General features: G+C 65.8%; 18 protein-coding genes and 3 pseudogenes. 4 read left to right on the forward strand and 17 right to left on the reverse strand.

The annotated features are described in order from the left end of the window. Positions 1-6: 6 nt before the first annotated feature. From BKN37_RS02995 to BKN37_RS28780, 9 genes and pseudogenes are all read right to left on the reverse strand, one after another. The gene (locus tag BKN37_RS02995; protein ID WP_242657063.1) at positions 7-951 is read right to left on the reverse strand and encodes an MlaD family protein; all 945 of its coding nucleotides are present in this window, start codon (positions 949-951) and stop codon (positions 7-9) included. Positions 952-971: 20 nt separating this feature from the next. Then, the gene (locus BKN37_RS03000; RefSeq protein ID WP_071021176.1) at positions 972-2,003 is read right to left on the reverse strand and encodes an MlaD family protein; all 1,032 of its coding nucleotides are present in this window, start codon (positions 2,001-2,003) and stop codon (positions 972-974) included. Continuing rightward, positions 2,000-3,121: an MlaD family protein gene (locus BKN37_RS03005; protein ID WP_242657064.1), complete on the reverse strand. Its 1,122-nt coding sequence runs from the start codon at positions 3,119-3,121 to the stop codon at positions 2,000-2,002. Before BKN37_RS03005 ends, BKN37_RS03000 begins: the two co-directional genes overlap by 4 nt. Before the next feature lie 29 nt (positions 3,122-3,150). Further along, entirely contained in the window at positions 3,151-3,948 is a 798-nt protein-coding gene (locus BKN37_RS03010; RefSeq protein ID WP_083341546.1) for an ABC transporter permease, read from the reverse strand. Positions 3,949-4,019: 71 nt separating this feature from the next. Further along, positions 4,020-4,940: an MlaE family ABC transporter permease gene (locus tag BKN37_RS03015; protein WP_071021179.1), complete on the reverse strand. Its 921-nt coding sequence runs from the start codon at positions 4,938-4,940 to the stop codon at positions 4,020-4,022. A 259-nt stretch (positions 4,941-5,199) separates the two neighbouring features. Beyond that, the gene (locus BKN37_RS03020) at positions 5,200-5,643 is read right to left on the reverse strand and encodes a hypothetical protein (RefSeq protein ID WP_071021184.1); all 444 of its coding nucleotides are present in this window, start codon (positions 5,641-5,643) and stop codon (positions 5,200-5,202) included. Positions 5,644-6,037: 394 nt separating this feature from the next. Further along, positions 6,038-7,024 (reverse strand): annotated as a pseudogene (locus BKN37_RS03025) (alpha/beta hydrolase); the annotation flags it as partial. A gap of 14 nt (positions 7,025-7,038) precedes the next feature. Next, positions 7,039-7,362 (reverse strand): hypothetical protein, encoded by a 324-nt coding sequence (locus tag BKN37_RS03030; RefSeq protein WP_071021187.1) that lies wholly within the window; start codon positions 7,360-7,362, stop codon positions 7,039-7,041. Positions 7,363-7,611: 249 nt separating this feature from the next. Continuing rightward, a complete protein-coding gene (locus tag BKN37_RS28780) occupies positions 7,612-7,818 on the reverse strand; it encodes a hypothetical protein (protein WP_105368909.1) in 207 nt (68 codons plus the stop codon). A gap of 525 nt (positions 7,819-8,343) precedes the next feature. Between BKN37_RS28780 and BKN37_RS03040 the strand changes: the two genes are divergently transcribed. Continuing rightward, a complete protein-coding gene (locus BKN37_RS03040; RefSeq protein ID WP_158260295.1) occupies positions 8,344-8,919 on the forward strand; it encodes a TetR/AcrR family transcriptional regulator in 576 nt (191 codons plus the stop codon). Positions 8,920-8,931: 12 nt separating this feature from the next. Here the strand turns inward: BKN37_RS03040 and BKN37_RS29495 are convergent. Both BKN37_RS29495 and BKN37_RS03045 read right to left on the reverse strand, forming a co-directional pair. Then, positions 8,932-9,042: pseudogene (locus BKN37_RS29495) on the reverse strand (VapC toxin family PIN domain ribonuclease); the annotation flags it as partial. A 53-nt stretch (positions 9,043-9,095) separates the two neighbouring features. Beyond that, on the reverse strand, positions 9,096-9,272 hold the full coding sequence (locus BKN37_RS03045) for a type II toxin-antitoxin system VapB family antitoxin (RefSeq protein WP_071021197.1): 177 nt from the start codon (positions 9,270-9,272) through the stop codon (positions 9,096-9,098). Between the two features lie 68 nt (positions 9,273-9,340). On the opposite strand from BKN37_RS03045, the gene modA reads away from it, so the two are divergent. Beyond that, positions 9,341-10,099: a molybdate ABC transporter substrate-binding protein gene (gene modA, locus BKN37_RS03050; protein ID WP_071021200.1), complete on the forward strand. Its 759-nt coding sequence runs from the start codon at positions 9,341-9,343 to the stop codon at positions 10,097-10,099. 3 nt (positions 10,100-10,102) lie between these two features. Here the strand turns inward: modA and narI are convergent, their stop codons facing one another. The 5 genes from narI to BKN37_RS03075 all read right to left on the reverse strand — a co-directional run bounded on the left by narI (position 10,103) and on the right by BKN37_RS03075 (position 17,641). After that, positions 10,103-10,843 carry a respiratory nitrate reductase subunit gamma gene (gene narI, locus BKN37_RS03055; RefSeq protein WP_071021204.1) on the reverse strand — a complete coding sequence of 247 codons (741 nt, stop codon included), beginning with the start codon at positions 10,841-10,843 and terminating at the stop codon, positions 10,103-10,105. Between the two features lies 1 nt (position 10,844). Then, a complete protein-coding gene (gene narJ, locus BKN37_RS03060) occupies positions 10,845-11,498 on the reverse strand; it encodes a nitrate reductase molybdenum cofactor assembly chaperone (protein WP_071021207.1) in 654 nt (217 codons plus the stop codon). After that, positions 11,495-13,129, reverse strand: a complete 1,635-nt coding sequence (gene narH / locus BKN37_RS03065) for a nitrate reductase subunit beta (RefSeq protein ID WP_071021210.1) — start codon at positions 13,127-13,129, stop codon at positions 11,495-11,497. Before narH ends, narJ begins: the two co-directional genes overlap by 4 nt. A 2-nt stretch (positions 13,130-13,131) precedes the next feature. Continuing rightward, the gene (locus tag BKN37_RS03070; protein WP_071021213.1) at positions 13,132-16,818 is read right to left on the reverse strand and encodes a nitrate reductase subunit alpha; all 3,687 of its coding nucleotides are present in this window, start codon (positions 16,816-16,818) and stop codon (positions 13,132-13,134) included. A gap of 406 nt (positions 16,819-17,224) precedes the next feature. Beyond that, positions 17,225-17,641, reverse strand: coding sequence for a (deoxy)nucleoside triphosphate pyrophosphohydrolase (locus tag BKN37_RS03075; RefSeq protein ID WP_071021217.1), 417 nt, complete (start codon positions 17,639-17,641; stop codon positions 17,225-17,227). A 34-nt stretch (positions 17,642-17,675) separates the two neighbouring features. Between BKN37_RS03075 and BKN37_RS03080 the strand changes: the two genes are divergently transcribed. Continuing rightward, positions 17,676-17,960 carry a 4a-hydroxytetrahydrobiopterin dehydratase gene (locus BKN37_RS03080; protein WP_071021254.1) on the forward strand — a complete coding sequence of 95 codons (285 nt, stop codon included), beginning with the start codon at positions 17,676-17,678 and terminating at the stop codon, positions 17,958-17,960. 227 nt (positions 17,961-18,187) lie between these two features. Here BKN37_RS03080 and BKN37_RS03085 read toward each other — a convergent pair whose 3' ends face one another. Then, the gene (locus BKN37_RS03085; RefSeq protein WP_071021220.1) at positions 18,188-19,516 is read right to left on the reverse strand and encodes a mannosyltransferase; all 1,329 of its coding nucleotides are present in this window, start codon (positions 19,514-19,516) and stop codon (positions 18,188-18,190) included. Positions 19,517-19,705: 189 nt separating this feature from the next. On the opposite strand from BKN37_RS03085, the pseudogene BKN37_RS03090 reads away from it, so the two are divergent. Then, a pseudogene (locus BKN37_RS03090) lies at positions 19,706-20,295 on the forward strand (hypothetical protein); the annotation flags it as partial.

Genomic DNA, 20,295 nt, shown 5'->3' on the forward strand with positions numbered 1-20,295 from the left:
CGCGCATCAACAGCGACTCCCCTCGATCGGGAAACACAGATCTGTTGCGAGGAGTTCTGGCGGCGTTCCGGCGTTTTGCGCGTCGAGCGTCGTTTGCATCCGTCCGCGGACGCGCCGCAACCAGCGCACCAGCGCACCATTGCGGTCGGCGACCGTCTGGAACTCGGCGAGTACTCCGCGAACCCTGTCGATAAAGTCCTGCCGGTGCTCAAAGTAGAAGGGAACGAGTGGGTAGATGTCGTCGACGATCTTGCCTAGGCCTTCGATCGACGAGCCGAATCCCTTGCTGTAGAGGATAAGTGTTTCCTCGAGTATGGCGATGCGGGAGATCAGGTGCTCGAGCAGTTCCCGGTTTCCGTTCATCGTCCCGATGTATTCATTCGACATTTCGAGAATCTTGGTCAGCTGGCCGCGCTGGCGTTCGAGGACCTCGCTGACACCGTTGCCGGCGTCGATAATCTTGGCCAGGATTTCGGTGTTGCTGCCCGCCAGACCCTGTTGAATCTGGCTCAGCGATTCGTTGATCGGCCGAGGTGCGACTTGGTCGGTGATCTTCGTTGCGTCTGACAGGGTGCGAACCAGGCTGTAGGGCATCGTGACCCGGTCTGCCGGGATGGGATGTTGACCTAGTCGCCGATCACCGAGCGGCACGAGGGTGACGAAATAGCCGCCGACGACCGTAAGCATCCGGACATCGACCTGGGTTTGGTCTCCGATGAACACGTCGTCTTTCAGCGAGAGCTGCACACGAACGTGCTGGGGCTCAAGTGAGACGTGCTTGACCGTTCCTACGTTGATACCCGCTACGCGAACCGAATCGCCCGCCCGCACCGAGGCCGCGTCGTCGGTATAGAACGTGACAAGCTGCTGGTGCGGCGGTGAGATGTATACCCAGCCCACCACCAGCGTGACGATCGCGGTCAGTGCGATCGTGGTGACACCCCAAAACATCGGGTTACGCCAAGATCTCCTCACTGATTGCATATGACCACCTTGCGTCCGTTGAGGAGCACATCCATCGGAAGGGGTAGCTGCGCTGGGCCCTTCGAACACGGAGCAGGGGCTCCCGCGACCGGCGGCTCCGGAATGTTCTCCCAGACCACCGGTATTCTTTTGACGCCGTCCATCTCGTTGTAGAGATTGGTGATTGCTTTGTCGATCGCTTTTTCCGGATCCCACCCAGGCTTGTAGTTCGGGACCGTCCACTCCCCCGAGTCGAGTCCCATCGCCCGAAGCAGGCGATCCACCTCGGACGTGAAAGCTGGGCCGTAGATCTGCGACTTCCGGAACTCGTCCAGAACCAACATGGCCGAATCGGCAACTATCTTGACCTGGTCCAGGATCTTGGGTAGTGCATCAGATTTCCCCCGCACCCCTTCAGCGACGCGTCCCAGATTGCGCACGATCGTGGCGATGACCGCTTCTCGATCCGAGACCAGGGCTGTCAACCTCTTGATGCTGTCGAGCATCGGGCCGAGGCCATCGCCGTCGCCGGCAAGGAACGTGGCCACGTTGTCGGTGAAGGTGTTGATCTCGCTGGGATCCAGCGTCGCCAGAACAGGTTGGAGTCCGTTGAACAGCACGGTGACGTCGAAGGAGGGGACCGTCATCGACGTCGGGACGCTGGTGATCTGATTGGCCGCTGCACCTTCGGCCGCGCCGGCCACGTCGATGTAGCGTAGTCCGGTGAGGGCCTGAAACTTCACCGCTAGCCGCGTCTCGGGCACGATGCTGTAGCGGCGCTCCATCGTGAACTTGATGTTCGAAACAGTTTGCTCGCCCTCCCTTTTGAGTGCGAGCTCTTGCACCTTGCCGACCCGCACACCGCGGACCCGTACATCGGCGCCCTCGTGTAAGCCGGAGACGTCGGTGAAGTCTGCGCTGAAGATCCGGGTTTCGCCTGAAACCGGTTGCCGGATCACATTCGAGATGACGATGAGCAGCACCGTGCTGACCGCCACCGCTAGAACGAATTTCCACAGCGCTCCGAGGTGTTTTCTCATCCAGCCCCTCCCAGCATCAGCTGGAGCGGTGCGGCGACCCCAGGCAACTCATCGAGCACGATGCGTACCTGTAAGGCACGTTGGTCCCCAGAACCCGCATACATGCGTTCCAGTCGCGAGCGCAGTTCGCCCAGCTTGTCGGCGAGGTCGGCCGGGTTCACCAGCCGTGGTACGACGTCGGCCATGACCCGCGTCTGATCCAGCAGCGGGAATAGGTCATACATGTGCGACGCCTCCAGATCGCCGAACCTGGAGAACAGGTCCAACCGAGCGCCTTTGAAATATTCTCTGAACCGGCCGAACACGAACTTATCCGGATCGGTGGCCAGCAGCTGACTTGTCTCGTTGTAGTACTTCAACATCTGGTCGTCGTAGTACCGGAGAAGGGTATTGTTCTCCCGGTTCTTGGCCGGGTCGAAACCCACGCCGGCGTCGTTCATCAGGTAGGCGTTTCCGGTGCTGATCGCCGCGTCCAGGAAAGGCGGCAGACCCACGCTGATCGCGGCCGTGTTTCGTAACAGCTGCTCGGTGCTAACCGTCTGGATATCCGCGACCGTCGTTGAGACCAGAATCATCGTTTCAAACAACGGATTGAGTGCATCGGTGTAGCGGGTGGCGCGGTCCATGACGCTGACCAACTGTGGCGTGACCACGTCGTGCGACAACTCACCCAGGCGATACAGCAGCGTCTGCAGTGTCAGGTTTCCCGCCGGCGTAACGCTGATCGACGCACCGTTACGCAGGGCCTGGCCGTGGTCGGCGGGTAGCAGATTCACGCCGGTCACGCCGAAGTAGTTGGCCGGACGGAAATCAATGCCGACGGCATCGGTCAAACCCTTGGTGGCACCGCTTTCCAACTCGACGTCCATGCGCACGCGACTGCCGGTGAGTTTGGATATTCTCGTGACCTCGCCCATCTTCACGCCGTGCAAGATGACCGCGGTGCCGTTGTCGACGCCCTGCCCCACGTACGGCGTCTCGATGGCCACAGCAATAGTGTTCTTGGCCACCCGCCCGCTCGGAGTGATCACGGCGTAGGCCAGCAGCACCATCAGAAGTACCGCAAAAAACCCTGCACCGATCAAGGTGAGAATGCGCGCATGCCGTTGTTCGTCCACCCGAAGTAGCATCGTCATCGTCGCAACACCTACCCCGTGAACAGATACGTCGGCTTGAGACCCCACAACGCCACGGTGAGGACAAAGTCCAGGACCATGATCGCTACCAGGCTTGCGCGAACCGCGCGTCCAGAAGCCAAGCCCACCCCGACTGGGCCGCCAGACGCGAAATAGCCGTAGTAACAGTGAATTATCGTCACTGCGGCGCAGAAGACCGCCGCCTTCAACGTGGAGTACATGAGGTCGGTCGGCGACAGGAATTGCACGAAGTAGTGCTGGTAAGTCCCCTTCGGCGATCCGTAGATCGCGGTGATCATCGTGTTGGAAACGAAGAAGCTCACCAGCAGCGTGAGCGCATACCCCGGGATCACGATTAGCAAGGCGCCGAGGAAACGCGTACCCACCACGTACGGAAGCGCGCGTAACCCCATCGCCTCGGTGGCGTCGATCTCCTCGGCGATGCGCATCGCACCAATCTCGGCGGTCATTCTGCAGCCGGCCTGCGCGGCAAAGGCGATCCCGGCGACCAGCGGCGACATTTCCCGAACGTTGGCCAGTCCGCCCACGATTCCCGAGAGCGCACCGAAACCCAGCAAGTTCAACGTGGCCCACGCCTCGATGGCGATCGACGCGCCGATCGCAATGCCGAGGATCGTCAAAATGCTGATGACGCCGCCGTCGACGACCAGCGAACCACGGCCAAAAGACAGGCTGATCATGCGGGCCAGGATCTCTTTGCGGTAATGCTTGATGGTTACCGGCGCGAGGTAGAGGACTTGGCCGACGAACAGCACAGCGCCGCCGACCGTGTGCAGGGGCGTCTGCATAGCCGCCAGGGGCCGTTCGACGAAGCGAAACTGGTCGAGGTATCGCGACGGGGCCGCTACCCTATCGGTCACTAGGCCACCGCCATGGGGAAGAACATCGCCTGGACCTGCGTGATCACCAGATTCGCGATGACGATCCCGACCACGTTCACAACGACGGCCGCGTTCACCGCATCGGCAACACCGCGGGGCCCGCCCTTGGCTTCGATACCTTTCAGCGACGACGCGATCCCCACGATCGCCGCGAACACCACCGCTTTACCGATGGCGAACCAAACATCGACCATCTTGGCGAACGCACCGAACGACGCCCAGAAGCTCCCACTCGTCACGTCGCTGACCGTGATCGCCAGGATGAATGACGCGATCACCGCCGAGGCGATGATGACGGCCATCAGCACCGGAGCAAGGATCACCAACGCGACGACCCGTGGCACCACCAGGTTTCGGACCGGGTCGACTCCCATGACCCGCAGCGCGTCGAGTTCTTCACGAATCGCCCGTGCACCGAAGTCGGAGGCGATGGCCGACGCGGCGGCGCCGCCCATCAGCAAGCCCGCCGTAAGCGGCGCGCCTTGGCGGACGACACCAACCCCGCTTGCCGCGCCCACGATCGACGCGGCCCCGACCTGGTTGATCAAACCCGATGTCTGAACGGCCACCATCCCGCCGAAGGGAATGGCCATCAACAGGGCCGGCAGCGCGGTCACCTTATAGAGCGACCAACATTGGTTTGTGGTTTCGCCGACTGGGAACCGCAGCGATATAACGTCCTGGACGATGTAGCGAATAACCGCCGCTGCCATGAGAACGGCGCGACCCACGGTTTTCGTACTCTCCACCGGCACCGTCGTCAGGCGCGGGAAAAGCGCCCGAGGGCGCCCGAGGATCGAACTCGCCGTTGTGACGCCCCGATGCAGTCCGGCACTGCCGCGTGGCGCACGGTCCACGTCAGCTGTGGCGTGACGTTCACCGGTGTTCGTGACTGTCATGTGTTTGCTGGCTCGTTCCCTATCGCGTACTGACGGAGATCGAGCTGCCGGCAGATACGCCCGCAGCGAGGTCCGACGACTGTGGTACCCGCCTCAGTCGTCGGGGGAATGTTACTTGGCCCACAACTATCTGGCAAGCCGAATTGTCGGACGTGGTGATCCCGCCCTGTTCGCCATCGCGATCCGACTCGGCGACTCGGTTTCCGTTTCCTGCAACACTTTCCGCGGTCCAGGTGCGGGTTGCCGTCAGCGTGGTCATTTAGTCGCCGGCCAATACGATGGCGGCCGTGGAGTTGCCCGAGCTGGCGTTGGTCATCACGTCGGCGCCGTATCGGGTGTAGGTGCAGTCGGGAATGGTGTCCCAACCAAATAGCGCGGCCCCGTAGATCGCCTTTTGCTGAGTGTCTGCGAAACCGGCTAGCAGTTTGGCCTTGCCCGCGGGGTACGACAGGTGGCGCAACATCGGCATCGGATCTTCCAGCGGCTGGAACCGCGCCGTGTGGCCAGCGTAATTCTGCGTCTCGAGGTTGGCGCGCTGAGCAACCCCGTCGAGCACCGGATCGGATTGCAGCGCCGGACAGCCGCCACGTTTCGCTTGTACCGCCGATCTCAAGTCGGCAGTCGGGTCTGCCGACGCCACAGGCGCCAGCACCGTTGCCGTCACTGCGATGGTCGCCGCCGCCACAACCACACGCCAGATCACCGGACAACCTCGACGCCAGGGGCTCGACCGCTTCCCACGGACCGCAGTAGCCAAAGACATAGTCGTCCTGGAAATCCTTTGCGTGAGAGCGGCATACCCCATCCGGCACTACCGCCGTCGAACTGTATAGAACGATCTAATCGGCAGATGTTACGGGACGCCCCCAGCCGTGTCAATGCCCGTCGGCCCGTCGCTGCCTCATGTGAAACGAACCGGTGTCCGAATTTGCGCTGCGTGGACACCTCCGCGGTGGGCGCCCCGGCGACGGCACCGGTGGGCCCGTTTGGCGTGGTGAGTTCCATCAGTGGGCCTCGGCCACCAAACGTGGCAGCGGCCGCAGTAACCGATGACCTGCCTGACGCTGAACGTTGGCCGGTGGCTCCATGGGCCGTGACGTGACCGCACGGATGTACTCACCAATCTGCTTTAGTGAGCGGGTGGCCTCGGGGACCACTGGTGCCAAGAGCTGGAAGTCGTGGATCTGACCTGGCCAGATGCACACCTCGGCAGGCACACCCGCCGCCGTCAGCTTGGCGGCGGCCAACTGAGCGTCGTGCAGCAGCGCCTCCGACCCGGACACGTGAATCAACGTTGGCGGCAGGCCGGGTTCGATGTGCTCGAGTGGTTCGTAGGCTTCTTCGGTCTTGCCGTCATTGGTGTGCTTGGCGGTGGCGTCCGCGACCAGCGCGACCAGCGCGTCGAACGCCTTGGGCGGAAACATCGCGTCGATCTTGATGTTGGGATGCGCCCGCTTGGGTTCTTGCGCCAGCTGCAGCAACGGTGAGATCGCGACCAGGGCCGCTGGTGTTTCGCCCTCGGCCTGTAGCCGCTGGGCCAATGCAAGTGCGAGGTACCCACCTGCGGAATCACCGGCTAGCACAATCTGTTCCGGCTCGTAGCCGCGTCCGCGTAGCCAACGGTAGGCGTCATGACAGTCGTCGAGGGCCATGTCGATCGAGTGCTTGGGGATCAGCCGATAGTTGGGCACCAGTACCGCTGCGTCGGCATATCGCGAGATCGCGGTGACCAGCCGACCGTGCGAGTGCGCCCCACCAGCCAGGAACGCGCCGCCGTGCAAGTAGAGCACCACTCGCCGGCTGCCGTCCGCCGGCACGACGCCGGGGGCGCGGACAAGCTGCGCAGTTGCCGTCGGCAACGCCACGGTCGTCCGGACGGCATCGGGGGTCGGAACTGCGACGCTGCAGGCGAATTCAACGACACCAAACGGCCACGGAAGGGTGGGCACATAGCTGCCGAGCGCCAGCGCGGGCCTAATCGTCAGGCGCGACATCAGTGCCACCAACCGCCCGGCCACACTCGGCTCGGACTGGCTCGCGGCGCCTGCCTCATACCTCGGGTGGGTAGTCGGTGGTAGCGGCATCGACACGGCGGTGGTCATTGGCTCGCCGCCCTCGTGTACAGGCCGGCGATGAGTTCGAGCCACTGGTAGACGTCTCGTAGTGTCGGTAGTGGAATGCGGCGCGGGATTCGGTTGGGCTGGGACCGGTCAACGCCATCGACGATCCTGGTAGTGACGTACATCAACCAGTAGGGCCGGTCGACAGGTTGGAACGCGCCGCAGATTTCTGCCCGGTCAGGGCCGAATACACTGATCCGCCGACGGCCGTCCTCGTCGACGGTGCTGACTACGGTCGGCGCCCCCGTGGGTGTGCTGACCGCAGCCAGGTTTGCGTCTTCTACATTCGGCATTGCGGTCACTGCTCCTGGATGTTGCGGTCTTGCGCTGCGTCGGAACTGGGCCCGTCGTGACAGGCGCGCAACCTGACAAGTTCCCACGGGCAGACCATCCGCGAAGCGCCCATCGTTGTCTTGACTTGGATGAGTATGGTGCCTACGTCGGTGACCGTGCCGACCCGCCGACCTTCGCGAACCTGGTCGCCTATGCAGAATTGCATTGTGTTGCCTCCCAGGGCCTCTCGTGCGGGAAACTTCGATACCACCCGTGCGTCATGGCCGTCCCGGTTCGTAGTCGAGTCGCGGAACGGTCAATTCATGACGCGTGTGCCAGCGCAGGGTGTCGGTGCCGTCGCGCCAGTAGACCTTGTACCGGATCGCATCGGAGTCAACGATGATGCCGACGCCGCGGCGGTGATCAGCTCGCGCCAGTACGGTGTCGCCCATCACCGGAGTACTCGGGTTGCGTCCGACGATCATGGCCGAGGCCGTTCCCTGCGATGCCTGATCTCGGCGACGAAGCGGCACCCGTCGTCGTCGACCACATCCCACGACGACGGCCCACGCCACTGGGTCGTTCCCAGCGCATGGACGGTACGGCGCGCATCCTCCTCCGAACGGATATTCGCTAGCCGTCGTCCGTCACTAGTGATCACCGTCCACATGGCTACGGCCGATCGTGGGTGCTGCCGGAACTAGATACTGCCCGCTCCCTGGGGAGCTGCGCACTAGTGCGCCGACCACCGGAGTCCGCCCCATGTGGCGTGATCGTCATGGTGTCGGCTCCCTTCACTGATGCCCCGGCGAGCCAATCCGCCCGAGTGTGACATGCTGACAATTTTCGTAATATGTCATTTGACGCGCCTATCCCCGAGTTGTCAAGACCGTTGACCTGGTAAATCTCCACGATGGACATGAGATGGACATATTGACGAAAAATGTCCAACGTATGGGTACGATGAGCACATGCCCCGAGCACGCCGTAACCCGCCGACCACACCTGCGGTGAAGGACGATCCGCGGGATCGCATCTTGGCGGCCGCCGAGCGCTGTATTGATCGCCACGGCGTCCGCAAGACCACCATGGAGGACATCGCCGCCGAGGTGGGCATGTCACGGCCGGGCGTCTACCGCTATTTCAGCGATCGCGACGACCTGCTCGTCGAGTTGATCACTCGGCACGGACGGGTGATGCGCGACCGCGCCCACAAGGTCATCGCCCGACAGGACGGCCTTCAGAACCAGATCATCGAAGGGCTGCTCTTCGCCGTGAGCGAGGGGCGGCTCGATCCCGTGATGCGACACGTCGTCGCACCTGAAGGCTCCAGCCTCGGTCGACGCATTACCGAATCACGGATGTTGGAGACGCTGACGGCCGAATTCTTCGACCCATTCCTTGACGTCGCCTACGTCAACAATGAACTGCCACGTGACCTACCACGATCGGACGTCTATCTCTGGTTGAACAGCCTCGGGCTGATGCTGATGCGAGGGCTCGAGGATGGTGACGCTGACCTAGCGCGCTATCGGTCGATATTCCACCGCTTCGTCGCCCCGGCGTTCGCCGGCCCACAACAGTAGGCTGACGACTCACTACTGGTGGGCGCTAACAACGCGGCGTACGTTCACGTCCGGAAGGTGGCACTCGGCGAGTTCGTAATCGGCGTCGTCATGCAGGACCACCAGGCCCCGCACCGCCGCAGATCAGCAGGTCGATGACCGACGGACTTCTCGTCGGCCCGCGCGGCCAGCCAGCCCTAGTAGTCGCAATCCTTCGCATGCTCGCGGGACCGGGCCAGCGCCTCGATGCGCCGGAATTGCTCGACGTAATCACGCATCGCGAGGTTCACGGCTTCCCTCTTGATTCGCACCCCAGCGATCCGCATCACCTCGGCCAGCACGTCGTCATCGAGGTCGATCTGTGTCACCGCCATGCCAGCCTCCTCATGTCGCCAACGTATGCCAGGGTAGCGATGCGTACCAATGCGAGGAGACATGTTCGATGAACCGCCGCGCCGGGGCACTTACCGCCGTGCTGACCGCACTCGTCGCCGCGGCGGTACCGGGTTGTAGCTCCACTCCCCCGGCGCTGTCACTGACGGTGCTCGCCGCCGCCTCGCTGCAGCCGACCTTCACCGAGCTCGGCGACCAGTTCCGCGCCGAGCATCCCGGCACCAGCGTGCGGTTCGATTTCGCCAGTTCGTCGGACCTGGCCGCCCAGCTGACCCAGGGCGCCACCGGCGACGTCTTCGCCTCGGCCGACACCACCCAAATGGACACCGTCGCCGCCGCCGGGCTGCTGGCCGGCCGCCCGGTCCAATTCGCCTCCAACACGTTGGTGATCGTCACCGCGCCGGGCAATCCCAACCGGATCGCGTCGTTCGCCGACCTGGCCCGGCCGGGGCTGCGGGTGGTGGTGTCGCCGCCGCCGATGCCGTGCGGGGTGGCCACCCGCCGCGTCGAGGACGCCACCGGGGTGCACCTGGCCCCGGTCAGCGAGGAACCCGACGTCGAAGATGTGCTCAACAAGGTCACCACCGGGGAGGCCGACGCCGGCGTCGTCAACCGCACCGACGCACTGGTCGCCGGTGACCGGGTGGCCACGGTCACCTTCCCCCAGGCCACCGACGCGGTGAGCAGCTATCCCATTGCGGCGCTGAAGAAGTCGCCGCACCCCGAGCTGGCGCGCCAGTTCGTCGACCTGGTCGTCGGTGCGACCGGTCAACGGCTGCTGAGCCAAGCCGGGTTCGGCAAACCGTAGCCGCTACCAGCCCCGGCGCGGGGGCGCCGACCCGACCCACTCGTTGTTGGCCGCCACATCGCGGCTGCGGTAGACGATGTAGGGCCGGAACAGGTAGGCCACCGGCGCGCTGAACGCGTGCACCAACCGGGTGAACGGCCACAACGAAATCAGCACCAGCGCGATCGTCACATGCACCTGGAAATACACCGGCGCCTGGATCATCAAGTCGCCGCGCGGGTCCAGGATCCAGATCGAGCGGAACCACACCGACACGTTCTGCCGGTAGTCGTGCACCTCGCCGTAGTGGGTGGTGCCCATCAGCGTGCAGCCCATCCCCGCCAGCAGTGCGCACACCAGCACCGCATACATCAACTTGTCGTTTCTGGTGGTGGCCTTGAACACCGCCGCCTGAGTGCGCCGCCGGTAGATCAGCAAACCGATCCCGACCAGGGTGGCGATCCCGGCGGGCAGGCCGAGGATCAGCGCCTGCAGGTGATAGACGTGGTCGCTTAGCCCCAGCTTCTCGGTCAGCCATTCCGGCACCATCAACCCGACGACGTGCCCGAAGATGACGACCAGGCTGCCGAAGTGGAACATCGGGCTACCGATCTGCAGCAGCCGCGACTCGTACAGCTGCGACGATCGGGTGGTCCAACCGAACTTGTCGTAACGGTAGCGCCACCAGCTGCCCACCGCGGCGATCGCCAACGCGACATAGGGCACGTCGTCCCAGTAGATCTGAGCCAGGTTCAGCTCGGCCACATCATTCTCCCTCGGTACGCCGGGGTGGCACGGTCAAGGTAAACGGTTGCAGCCCAACGGCTTCCGCAGGAGGTCCGGCCTCGGCGAGCCGGCGGGCCCGCTGCAGCTCCTGATCGGTCACCGGCGGCAGCGTCGCACAGACGGCGGCGATGACGTGCGCGTACGGCGAACCCGCCTCCCTCAGCGCGCCGAGCAGCACATCGATCGGCACCCGGTGCGCATTCAACAACTTACGGCCCGCCTCGGGGTCGACGGTCGCGGCGAACTCAAGTACCACCGGCAGATAGTCGGGCCCCTCTTTGGCCGGAGGTGCGACCCCGGCCTCCCGGTAGGCGGTGGCGAACGCCAGGATCTCCATGCCGCGGTTGCGGGTATCCCCGGCGGTCCAATACGTCAGGTACATCGTCGAGCGCCGACGCATATCGAAGGTTTCGACGTAGTCGGTGGCGGCGCGCAGCGGGTCGGTGCCGCGCAGCGCGGTCACGGTGCGCCGCAACAGGTCCGCCGGCTCCCCGTCGAGGTGGGCCAGCAGGCTTTCCACGGTGTCCAGGCGCTCGTTGTGCTGGTCGTCGGGGTAGGCCAGCAGCAGCGACGCCGCCTGCCACACCACCCGATCACGCAGCCCGGACGGCCGGGACCGGGTCAGCAGCCTCACGGCCGGCGCTCCCCGGGGAACATGCCTGGCGGCACGTCACCGCCGTCCCAGGTCAGCAGGTTCACCCGTGAGGCACCGCCGCCGGCCATCGTCTGGCGCTGTTTGGTGGCGTGGAAGGTTTCCACCGCCACGGGCACCGGCTCGCCGCTGCCCGATCCGAACGGGCCGGATTCGTACATGCCCGGTCCGCCGTCGAAGTCCAGCGAGCAGCCCATGTGCTCCAGATCGTGCGCCTGCGCCCGGTACGCGGTCGGGATCACGTACCGCTCCTCGTATTTCGCGATCGCCAGCAAGCGGTACATCTCGTAGATGTCTTCCTCGGTCATCCCGACCGCGGCCGGGATGTGCGGCTGGGTCTCGCGTCCGAGGTTGATATCGCGCATGTAGGACCGCATCGCCGCCAGCCGGCGCAGTACGTGCTCGACGGTGTCGGTGTCGCCGGCGGTGAACAGCTCGGCCAGGTACTGCATCGGGATGCGCAGCGCCTCCAAGGCGCCGAACAGGTTGCCCAGGTCTTCGCCGTCGTGGCCGTCGCGGCTGACCGCGTCGACCACCGGGGACAGCGGCGGGATGTACCAGACCATGGGCATGGTGCGGTATTCCGGGTGCAGCGGCAGCGCCACCTTGTAGCGGTTGATCAACGCGTAGACCGGGGAGCGTTGCGCGGCGTCGATCCATTCCTCGGAGATGCCTTCGGCGCGCGCACCGGCGATCACCTTGGGGTCATTGGGATCTAAGAACACCCCGCACTGCGCCTCGTAGAGGTCGGCGTCGTTTTCCACCGAGGCCGCCTCCAGCACCTTGTCGGCGTCGTAGAGCACCAAGCCGATGTAGCGCAACCGTCCCACGCAGGTCTCGGAGCAGATCGTCGGCAGGCCGACCTCGACGCGCGGGTAGCAGAACGTGCACTTCTCGGCCTTGCCGGTCTTGTGGTTGAAGTACACCTTCTTGTACGGACACCCGGACACGCACATCCGCCAGCCGCGGCACTTGTCCTGGTCGACCAACACGATGCCGTCCTCGGTGCGCTTGTACATCGCGCCCGACGGGCAGCTCGCCACACAGGACGGGTTGAGGCAGTGCTCGCAGATCCGGGGCAGGTAGAACATGAAGGTTTCTTCGAGCTTGCTGGTGACCTCGGCGCTGACCTTCTTCAGGATCGGGTCATTGGCCAGGGTGTTGGCCGACCCGGCCAGGTTGTCGTCCCAGTTCGGCCCCCACTCGATCTTCATCGGCTCGCCGCTGATCTGGCTGCGCGGCGCCGCGACCGGCAGGGTGTCCCCCAACGGTGCGGACGTCAGGTTCTCGTAGTCGTAGGTCCACGGCTCGTAGTAGTCGTTGATGGTGGGCAGCTTGGGGTTGGCGAAGATGCGCGCCAGCTTGTGCAGGCGACCACCGTCGCGCAGCCGCAACCGGCCCTTCTTATCGCGCACCCAGCCGCCGCGCCAGCGGTCCTGGTCCTCGTAGGTGCGCGGATAGCCTTGTCCCGGACGGGTTTCGACGTTGTTGAACCACACATACTCGGTGCCGGAACGGTTGGTCCAGGCTTGCTTGCAGGTGACCGAACAGGTGTGACACCCGATGCACTTGTCGAGGTTCATCACCATCGCGATTTGGGCCATTACCTTCATCGTCAGTACCTGACCTCCTGGCTGCGGCGGCGCACCACCGTCACCTCATCGCGCTGGTTGCCGGTCGGGCCCATGTAGTTGAACGCGAACGCGTGCTGGCCGTACCCGCCGGCCAAATGGGACGGCTTGACCCGCACCCGGGTCAGGGCGTTGTGGTTGCCGCCGCGTTTGCCGGTGGTTTCGGCACGCGGCGTGTCCACGGTGCGTTCCTGCACGTGGTAGACGAACACCACCCCGTCGGGCATCCGGTGGCTGACGATGGCCCGGCACACGAAGACACCGTTGGCGTTCACCGCCTCGACCCAATCATTGTCTTGGACTTTGATTTTCGCAGCGTCGCCGGGGCTCATCCACATGGTCGGGCCGCCGCGGGACAGCGACAGCATGTAGAGGTTGTCCTGATAGGTGGAGTGGAACGACCATTTGGAGTGCGGCGTCAGGTAGCGCACCGTGAGCCCGATGCCGTCGTCGGTGACCCCGAGTTCGGGCGCGTTGAACAGCCGCGCCATATCCAGCGGCGGGCGGAAGACCGGCAGATGCTCGCCCAGCTCCTCGACCCAGTCGTGCGCCAGGTAGAAATGCATCCGCCCGGTCAGCGTGTGGAACGGCTTGAGGTTCTCGATGTTGACGGTGAACGGGGCGTAGCGCCGCCCGCCGGTTTCGCTGCCCGACCATTCCGGGCTGGTGATCACCGGGACCGGGCGGGCTTGGGTATCGGCGTAGGTGATGCGCTTTTCCTCGCTGCCCTCGGCCAGGTGCGCCAGCCGCTGACCGGTGCGCTTCTCCAACTCGCGGAACCCCTCGACCGCCAGCCGGCCGTTGGTGGTCCCGGACAGCAGCAGGATCACGTCGCACATCCGCTGCGCCGAGGTGACCGCCGGGCGGCCTCGGCCGGCACCGGAATTCATCACCCCGAACTTCTTGCTGAGTTCGTCGACCTCCTGGAAGGGGTGCACGGTGTACCCCTTGACGGTCAACCCGAACTTGTCGACCAACGGCCCCAGCGTGCACCACTTGTCGTAGACCGCGGCGTAGTCGCGTTCCACCACCGTGAGTTTGGCCATCGTCTTACCGGGAACCGGTGTCTCCCCGGTGTGCAGCCAGTCGCGCTCGGTGCCGTCGGGATAGGCCATCGCATCCGGCGAATCGTGGCCGAGCGCGGTGAGCACCACATCGGTGCGGGTGCCTAGGTGCCGCTTGGCCATCGCGGAAAAGGCGCGGGCGATCGCGCCGAACGCGTCGTAGTCGCTGCGGGTTTCCCACGGCGGGTCGGTGGCCGCGGAAAACGAATGCACGTACGGGTGCATGTCGGTGGACGACAGGTCGGCTTTCTCGTACCAGGTGGCCGCCGGCAGCACCAGATCCGACACCAGCGTCGTCGAGGTCATCCGGAAGTCGATCGACATCAACAGATCGAGTTTGCCCTCGGGAATCTCGCCCTCGCAGACGACGTCGCTGGGCCGCACCCCCTCGGTGGGCGGGTCGCCGAGCACGTTGGAGTCGGTGCCCAGCAGGTGCTTGAGGAAATACTCGCCGCCCTTACCCGAGGAGCCGATCAGGTTGGCGCGCCACACGGTGAGCACCCGCGGCCAGTTGGCCGGATTGTCCGGATCGGTAACCGCCAGTTTGAGGTTGCGCTGCCCGAGCTGTTCGGCGACGTACTCGCTGATGTCGCGGTTCGCGGCCTTGGCCTCGTCGGCCACATCCAGACTGGACTTGTCGAACTGCGGGTAGAACGGGCTCCAGCCCATCGCGGTGGCCGACGCCAGCAGATCCATCGTGTGCTTGCCGTCGAAGCGCCCCCGACCCAGCGGGCTGGTCAACTTGTCGGCGCCGTAGGCGTCGTAACGCCACTGGTCGGTGTGCGCGTACCAGTACGAGGCGCCGGGCACCTGCCGAGGCGGGCGCACCCAGTCGGTGGCCATCGCCATCGTCTGCCATCCGGTCAACGGGCGCACCTTCTCCTGGCCGACGTAGTGCGCCCAGCCGCCGCCGTTGCGCCCCATCGACCCGGTCAACATCAACAAGGCCAGCACCGCGCGGTAGATGGCGTCGCCGTGGAACCACTGACAGATGCCGCTGCCCATGATGATCATCGAGCGGCCGCCGGATTCCTCGGCGCTACGGGCGAATTCCTTGGCGACCCGGATGGCCTGCGCCGCCGACACCCCGGTGATCGGCTCCTGCCAGGCCGGGGTGTTGGGCTGGGTGGGGTCGTCGTAGCCGGTGGGCCACTCCCCCGGCAACCCGGGCCGCGCCACCCCGTAACCGGCCAGCATCAGGTCGAAGACCGTGCACACCAGGTGGTCACCGACCCGGCGCACCGGGACGCCGCGGGCCACGGTCTTTCCTTCCCCGGTGATGGTGTCGAAGTCGGCGAGGTGGACCAGCGCGGTGTCGCTGTCGTGCCGACCCAGCATCGTCAGCGCCGGGTTGATCCCGCCGAGGTCCAGGTTCCATTTGCCGACGCCGTCCTCGCCGAAGCGGAAGCCCAGCGAGCCGGGCGGGATGACGACGCGGTCGGTGAAGTCGTCGTGCAGCGCCGGCTTGAGTGCCGCGTTTTCGACGGTCTGGCCGAGGTCGGCGGCGGTGAGGTTTTTCCCGGGCACCAGCATGTCGCCGCGCTGTTCCAGCTTGATCAAAAACGGCAGGTCGGTGTAGCGCCGCACATAGTCAACGAAGAACGGAACCTGTTGTTTGACATAGCATTCGGTGAGGATGACGTGGCCCATCGCCATGGCCAGCGCGCCGTCGGTGCCCGCCGCACACGGCATCCACTCGTCGGCGAACTTGGTGTTGTCGGCGTAGTCCGGGCTGACCGAGACCACCTTGGTGCCGCGGTAGCGCACCTCGGCCATCCAGTGCGCGTCCGGGGTGCGGGTGATCGGGACGTTGGAACCCCACATCATCAGATACGCGGCGTCCCACCAGTCGCCGGACTCCGGCACATCGGTCTGGTCGCCGAACACCTGCGGTGAGGCCACCGGCAGGTCGGCGTACCAGTCGTAGAACGACGTCATCGGGGCGCCGATCAGCTCGAAGAACCGTGACCCGGCGGCGTAGGAGACCATCGACATCGCCGGGATCGGCGAGAACCCGGCCACCCGGTCGGGGCCGTAGGTCTTGATGGTGTGCACGTGCGCCGCGGCGATCATCTCGGTGGCCTCGGCCCAGGTCACCCGGACCAGGCCACCCTTGCCACGGGCCTGCTGATAGCGGCGGCGGCGCTCCGGATCGGCCTGGATGTCGGCCCAGGCCAGCACCGGGTCGCCGAGCCGGGCCTTGGCCTCCCGGTACATCTCCACCAGCACGCCGCGGGCATACGGGTAGCGGACCCGGGTCGGCGAGTAGGAATACCAGGAGAAGGAGGCGCCGCGGGGGCAGCCGCGCGGCTCGTATTCGGGCCGGTCCGGACCCACCGACGGGTAGTCGGTCTGCTGGGTTTCCCAGGTGATGATGCCGTCTTTGACGTAGATCTTCCACGAGCACGACCCGGTGCAGTTGACCCCGTGGGTGGAGCGAACCACCTTGTCGTGGCTCCACCGGTCCCGGTAGAACACGTCGGCCTCGCGGCCGCCGCGGCGGGTCACCGTGCGCAGGTCCTTGGAGAACTCCCCCGGAGTGAAGAACCGGCCGCTGCGCTCCAGCAACTCTTCGAGCGGGCCACCGACGTGGGGGGTCACCGTCATGTCAGCGCCTCCTTCGTGGCAGTGCAGCCCGGTTCCGGTTGGTTTATCGGGCAATCGCGTCGTGGTGTATCAGGTTCGACCATTGAACAGATGGCTATCCGATTGGCCGGCATCGGTGACGGTCCGCGGGCTGGTCAGCGGCAGCTATTCAGCATAGGTCGGTTGCGAGGCGACCACGTGCCAGACTCCGGGGCGGAACGCGGAAACCCTGACCTGCAGCGATAGCGCATTCCGGCACGTGCCGGTGTCCAGCTCAGCAGCCAACCTCACTCCATCCAGAAAACCATCCTGACCACTAACAACGCCTCACTTCGCGGTTAACGTTAGGTAACGTCACCAGGCCACGGTGCTTTCTGGCGAGGCACTGTGGCTTTTCTGGAAATTGGCTGTGGAAGCCGTAGCGCGGCTACGAGGCGCCGGCCGCTCGCGTGTTCAGCAGCCGCGTCAGGTCTGCCAGCCAGCTGCGGTCGGCGGGCACCCAGTCGATGTCGGCCAGGTCGGCGGCGGTCACCCAGCGCAGCGCGCGGTGATCGTGCGGGTGGGGTTTCCCCCGGGTCAGGGTCACCCGGTAGGCGCGCAGCGTGGCGGCCGCGCCCAGCGCGACGTCTGCGCCCAGGCGCTCGCCGACCTCGACCGCCGCGCGGTCGACGCCCAACTCCTCGGCCAGCTCGCGGGCCAGCGCGGCCGGTTCGGTTTCGCCGGGCGCGACCTTGCCGCCGGGTAGTTCCCAGCGCCCGGCCAGTTCGGGGGGCCTTAGGCGCTGCGCGACCAGGAGCGCGGCTCCGGAGACGACGGCGCCGGCGACGACGATCTGGTTGGGCATGGCGTGTGACGCTATACCGTCCTACGGTCGGAAGATGGCTGTGTTAACGGATGAGCAGGTCGACAGCGCCCTGACCGACCTCGAGAACTGGCAGCGTGTCGAGGGTGTCCTGCGTCGATCGGTCAAGTTCCCGACGTTTATGGCCGGGATCGACGCCGTGCGCCGGGTCGCCGAGCACGCGGAAGCAAAGGATCACCACCCCGACATCGATATCCGGTGGCGGACCGTGACTTTCGCGCTCGTCACGCATTCGGCGGGTGGTATTACCGAGCGGGATTTGGCGATGGCCCGCGATATCAACGAGCTCCTGGCGGGCTAGGGCGTCGAGTCTGCGCTGGCGGCATCGAGCCTGCGTGTAGGGCATCGAGACTGCGCTGGCGGCGTCGAGTCTGCGCTGGCGGCATCGAGACTGCGTCCATGGCATCGAGTCTGCGTCCAGGCCGGGTATCGGGGCGGAAACACGGCCTCACCGCAGGCTCGACGCCCTCACCGCAGACTCGGTGCCCTCACTGCAGACTCGGTGCCCTCACCGCAGACTCGACGCCCTCACCGCAGACTCGGCGCCCTCACCGCAGACTCGGCGCCCTCACCGCAGGCTCGCCGTCCGGTCGTCGCGATCCAGCCCAACGTGGCCAACGTCGCCACGATGTACACCAGCCCCGCCCAAGCCAGATACCAGGGCCGGTCCTCCTGCCAGATGCTGGGCTGCGCGAAGCTCAGCAACCAAGGCACCCCGATGAGGAGCAACACCAGCCAGCCCCAGCCCAGGATCCGCGCGCCGCGGCGCTCACGCAGCGGGCCGTGGATTAGCCAGATCATCAGCGGCACCAGCCACACCCAGTGGTGGGTCCAGGAGATCGGCGAGAGCAGCAACCCGAACAATTCGACCACCAGCAGCAAACCCAGCCGGTCGGGCTGGTCCCGGCCGGTGCGCAACGCACGCCAGGCCAGGATGGCCACCAGCGCGGTGACGGCCAGGGCGGCGAGCACCAGCACGTCGTAGCCTGCGTCGTGGCCGATGATCCGTGAGATGCCCCCGCGCCAGGACTGGTTGAACGAGGTGGCGACCGGTCCGATGCGGTCCGGGTCGCCGATCAGTTCGGTGAAGTAGTAACGCGTTTCGTCACCCGCGACCCAAAACGACACCGCGATGCTGGCGAGGAACACCACCGCCGAAAACACCGCCGCAGCCCACCGCCGGACCCCTACGAAGTACACCCCGGTGATCGCCGGGGTCAGCTTGACCCCGGCGGCCGCGCCCACCAACAGACCCGACAACCACCACCGGGTGCTGTAGGCCGCCCACAGCGCGGCCAGCGCCAGCAACACATTGATCTGCCCGTAGTCGAAAGTGCTGCGTAGCGGCTCGGTCCAGATCCCCACCGCCGTCCACAGCATCGCGACGCGGTGACCGGCCCCCGCGGGCGCCCCCAGCATGCGTTGACTGAGCCGCACCAGCCCGTACAGCGCGGCCATCGTCCCGACTTGCCAGCAAAACGCCACCACGCCGAACGGCAGCAGGTGCAGCGGGTAGAAGACGATCGCCGCGAACGGCGGATAGGTGAACGGCAGCGGGAAATCGGGGGTCTGATCGGCGTAGGTGTAGCTGTACAGGGTGCCGGGATGATCGAGCGCGGCGGCGCCGCCGATGTAGACGTGCAGGTCCACGAAGTTGGCGCCGTTGGGGGCCAGGTAGGTCCAGCCCAGCCGCGCGCCGACGCTGGCCAGCAGCAGCAGCGGGGCCAGGGCGGTCAACCAGTTGGTCGACTGGCGGGCGGGGGCCGCCGCGGGCGCGGCGTTGGATAAGGCGTCTACCGGATCGACTTTAGCGGGGCGACGAACCCGGCCGCAGGCCCCGGCGAGGAGCCGCGCCACCCCGCCGAGCGGCGCGACAACCGTGCCGCAGGCCCCGGCGGGTCGCAGCCGGCGGGTGGCGGGCCACTCGGGTCACCGGAACCGCACCGCTCCGTAACGGTTCTATAAATGCCACACGTGTCACTTGAGTCTCTCTAGTAACAAACTAGCTTCGGCTTGCAGACCTGCTGTCGAGGATTGGGAGAAACCATGTCGCGGACTCGGACGCTGTTCACCGCAACCGCCGTTGCGGTCGGCTCGTCGACTGCGCTGATCTTCGGCGGCGTCGCCGCGGCCGACCCGGCCGTGTCTCCGCAGCCGATTCCCAGCGCACAACTGCCCGGGATGCCGGCCATCGAGCAGATCAGCCCGGTGATCCAGCAAGCGGCCGCCGATCCGGCCAGCGCCTCGTCACTGCTGATGGCGGCCGCGGCGGCCTTCGCCGGCAACTCCACCGCACCCGCCGACTCCAAACAGGTCGCCGACTCGGTGAGCCAGTTCGTGGCGACGCCAGCCGGTGCCAACGTGCTGCCGCGCGCGCAGGTGAGCAACCTGCCCGACACGGTGCCCGGCACCGGGATCCCGCTGCCAGCCAACGTCAACCTGCCCGGCCCGGCCAGCCCGCCCGCGGCGGCCCCGGGTGACCCGGCCGCCCACGTGCCCACGCCGGGGACCGGGCCCGGCGGCACCGCGCATCTGCCCAGCGGCGTCGATCCCGCCAACGCGGTGGGTCCGGCCCCGGTCCCTTATGCGCATCTGACGCGGCGGGGGGTGTGGGGTGGTGGGGGGGGGGGGGTGGG

It is taken from the genome of Mycobacterium talmoniae (assembly GCF_001854525.1).
Classification (GTDB): Bacteria; Actinomycetota; Actinomycetes; order Mycobacteriales; family Mycobacteriaceae; genus Mycobacterium; species Mycobacterium talmoniae.

Coding starts and splice junctions, on each gene's coding strand:
- BKN37_RS02995 (WP_242657063.1), bottom strand. CDS start 951: ATGTTTTGGGGTGTCACCACGATCGCACTGACCGCGATCGTCACGCTG.
- BKN37_RS03000 (WP_071021176.1), bottom strand. CDS start 2,003: ATGAGAAAACACCTCGGAGCGCTGTGGAAATTCGTTCTAGCGGTGGCG.
- BKN37_RS03010 (WP_083341546.1), bottom strand. CDS start 3,948: ATGCAGACGCCCCTGCACACGGTCGGCGGCGCTGTGCTGTTCGTCGGC.
- BKN37_RS03015 (WP_071021179.1), bottom strand. CDS start 4,940: ATGACAGTCACGAACACCGGTGAACGTCACGCCACAGCTGACGTGGAC.
- BKN37_RS28780 (WP_105368909.1), bottom strand. CDS start 7,818: ATGATCGTCGGACGCAACCCGAGTACTCCGGTGATGGGCGACACCGTA.
- BKN37_RS03045 (WP_071021197.1), bottom strand. CDS start 9,272: ATGGCGGTGACACAGATCGACCTCGATGACGACGTGCTGGCCGAGGTG.
- modA (WP_071021200.1), top strand. CDS start 9,341: ATGAACCGCCGCGCCGGGGCACTTACCGCCGTGCTGACCGCACTCGTC.
- narH (WP_071021210.1), bottom strand. CDS start 13,129: ATGAAGGTAATGGCCCAAATCGCGATGGTGATGAACCTCGACAAGTGC.
- BKN37_RS03070 (WP_071021213.1), bottom strand. CDS start 16,818: ATGACGGTGACCCCCCACGTCGGTGGCCCGCTCGAAGAGTTGCTGGAG.
- BKN37_RS03075 (WP_071021217.1), bottom strand. CDS start 17,641: ATGCCCAACCAGATCGTCGTCGCCGGCGCCGTCGTCTCCGGAGCCGCG.
- BKN37_RS03080 (WP_071021254.1), top strand. CDS start 17,676: ATGGCTGTGTTAACGGATGAGCAGGTCGACAGCGCCCTGACCGACCTC.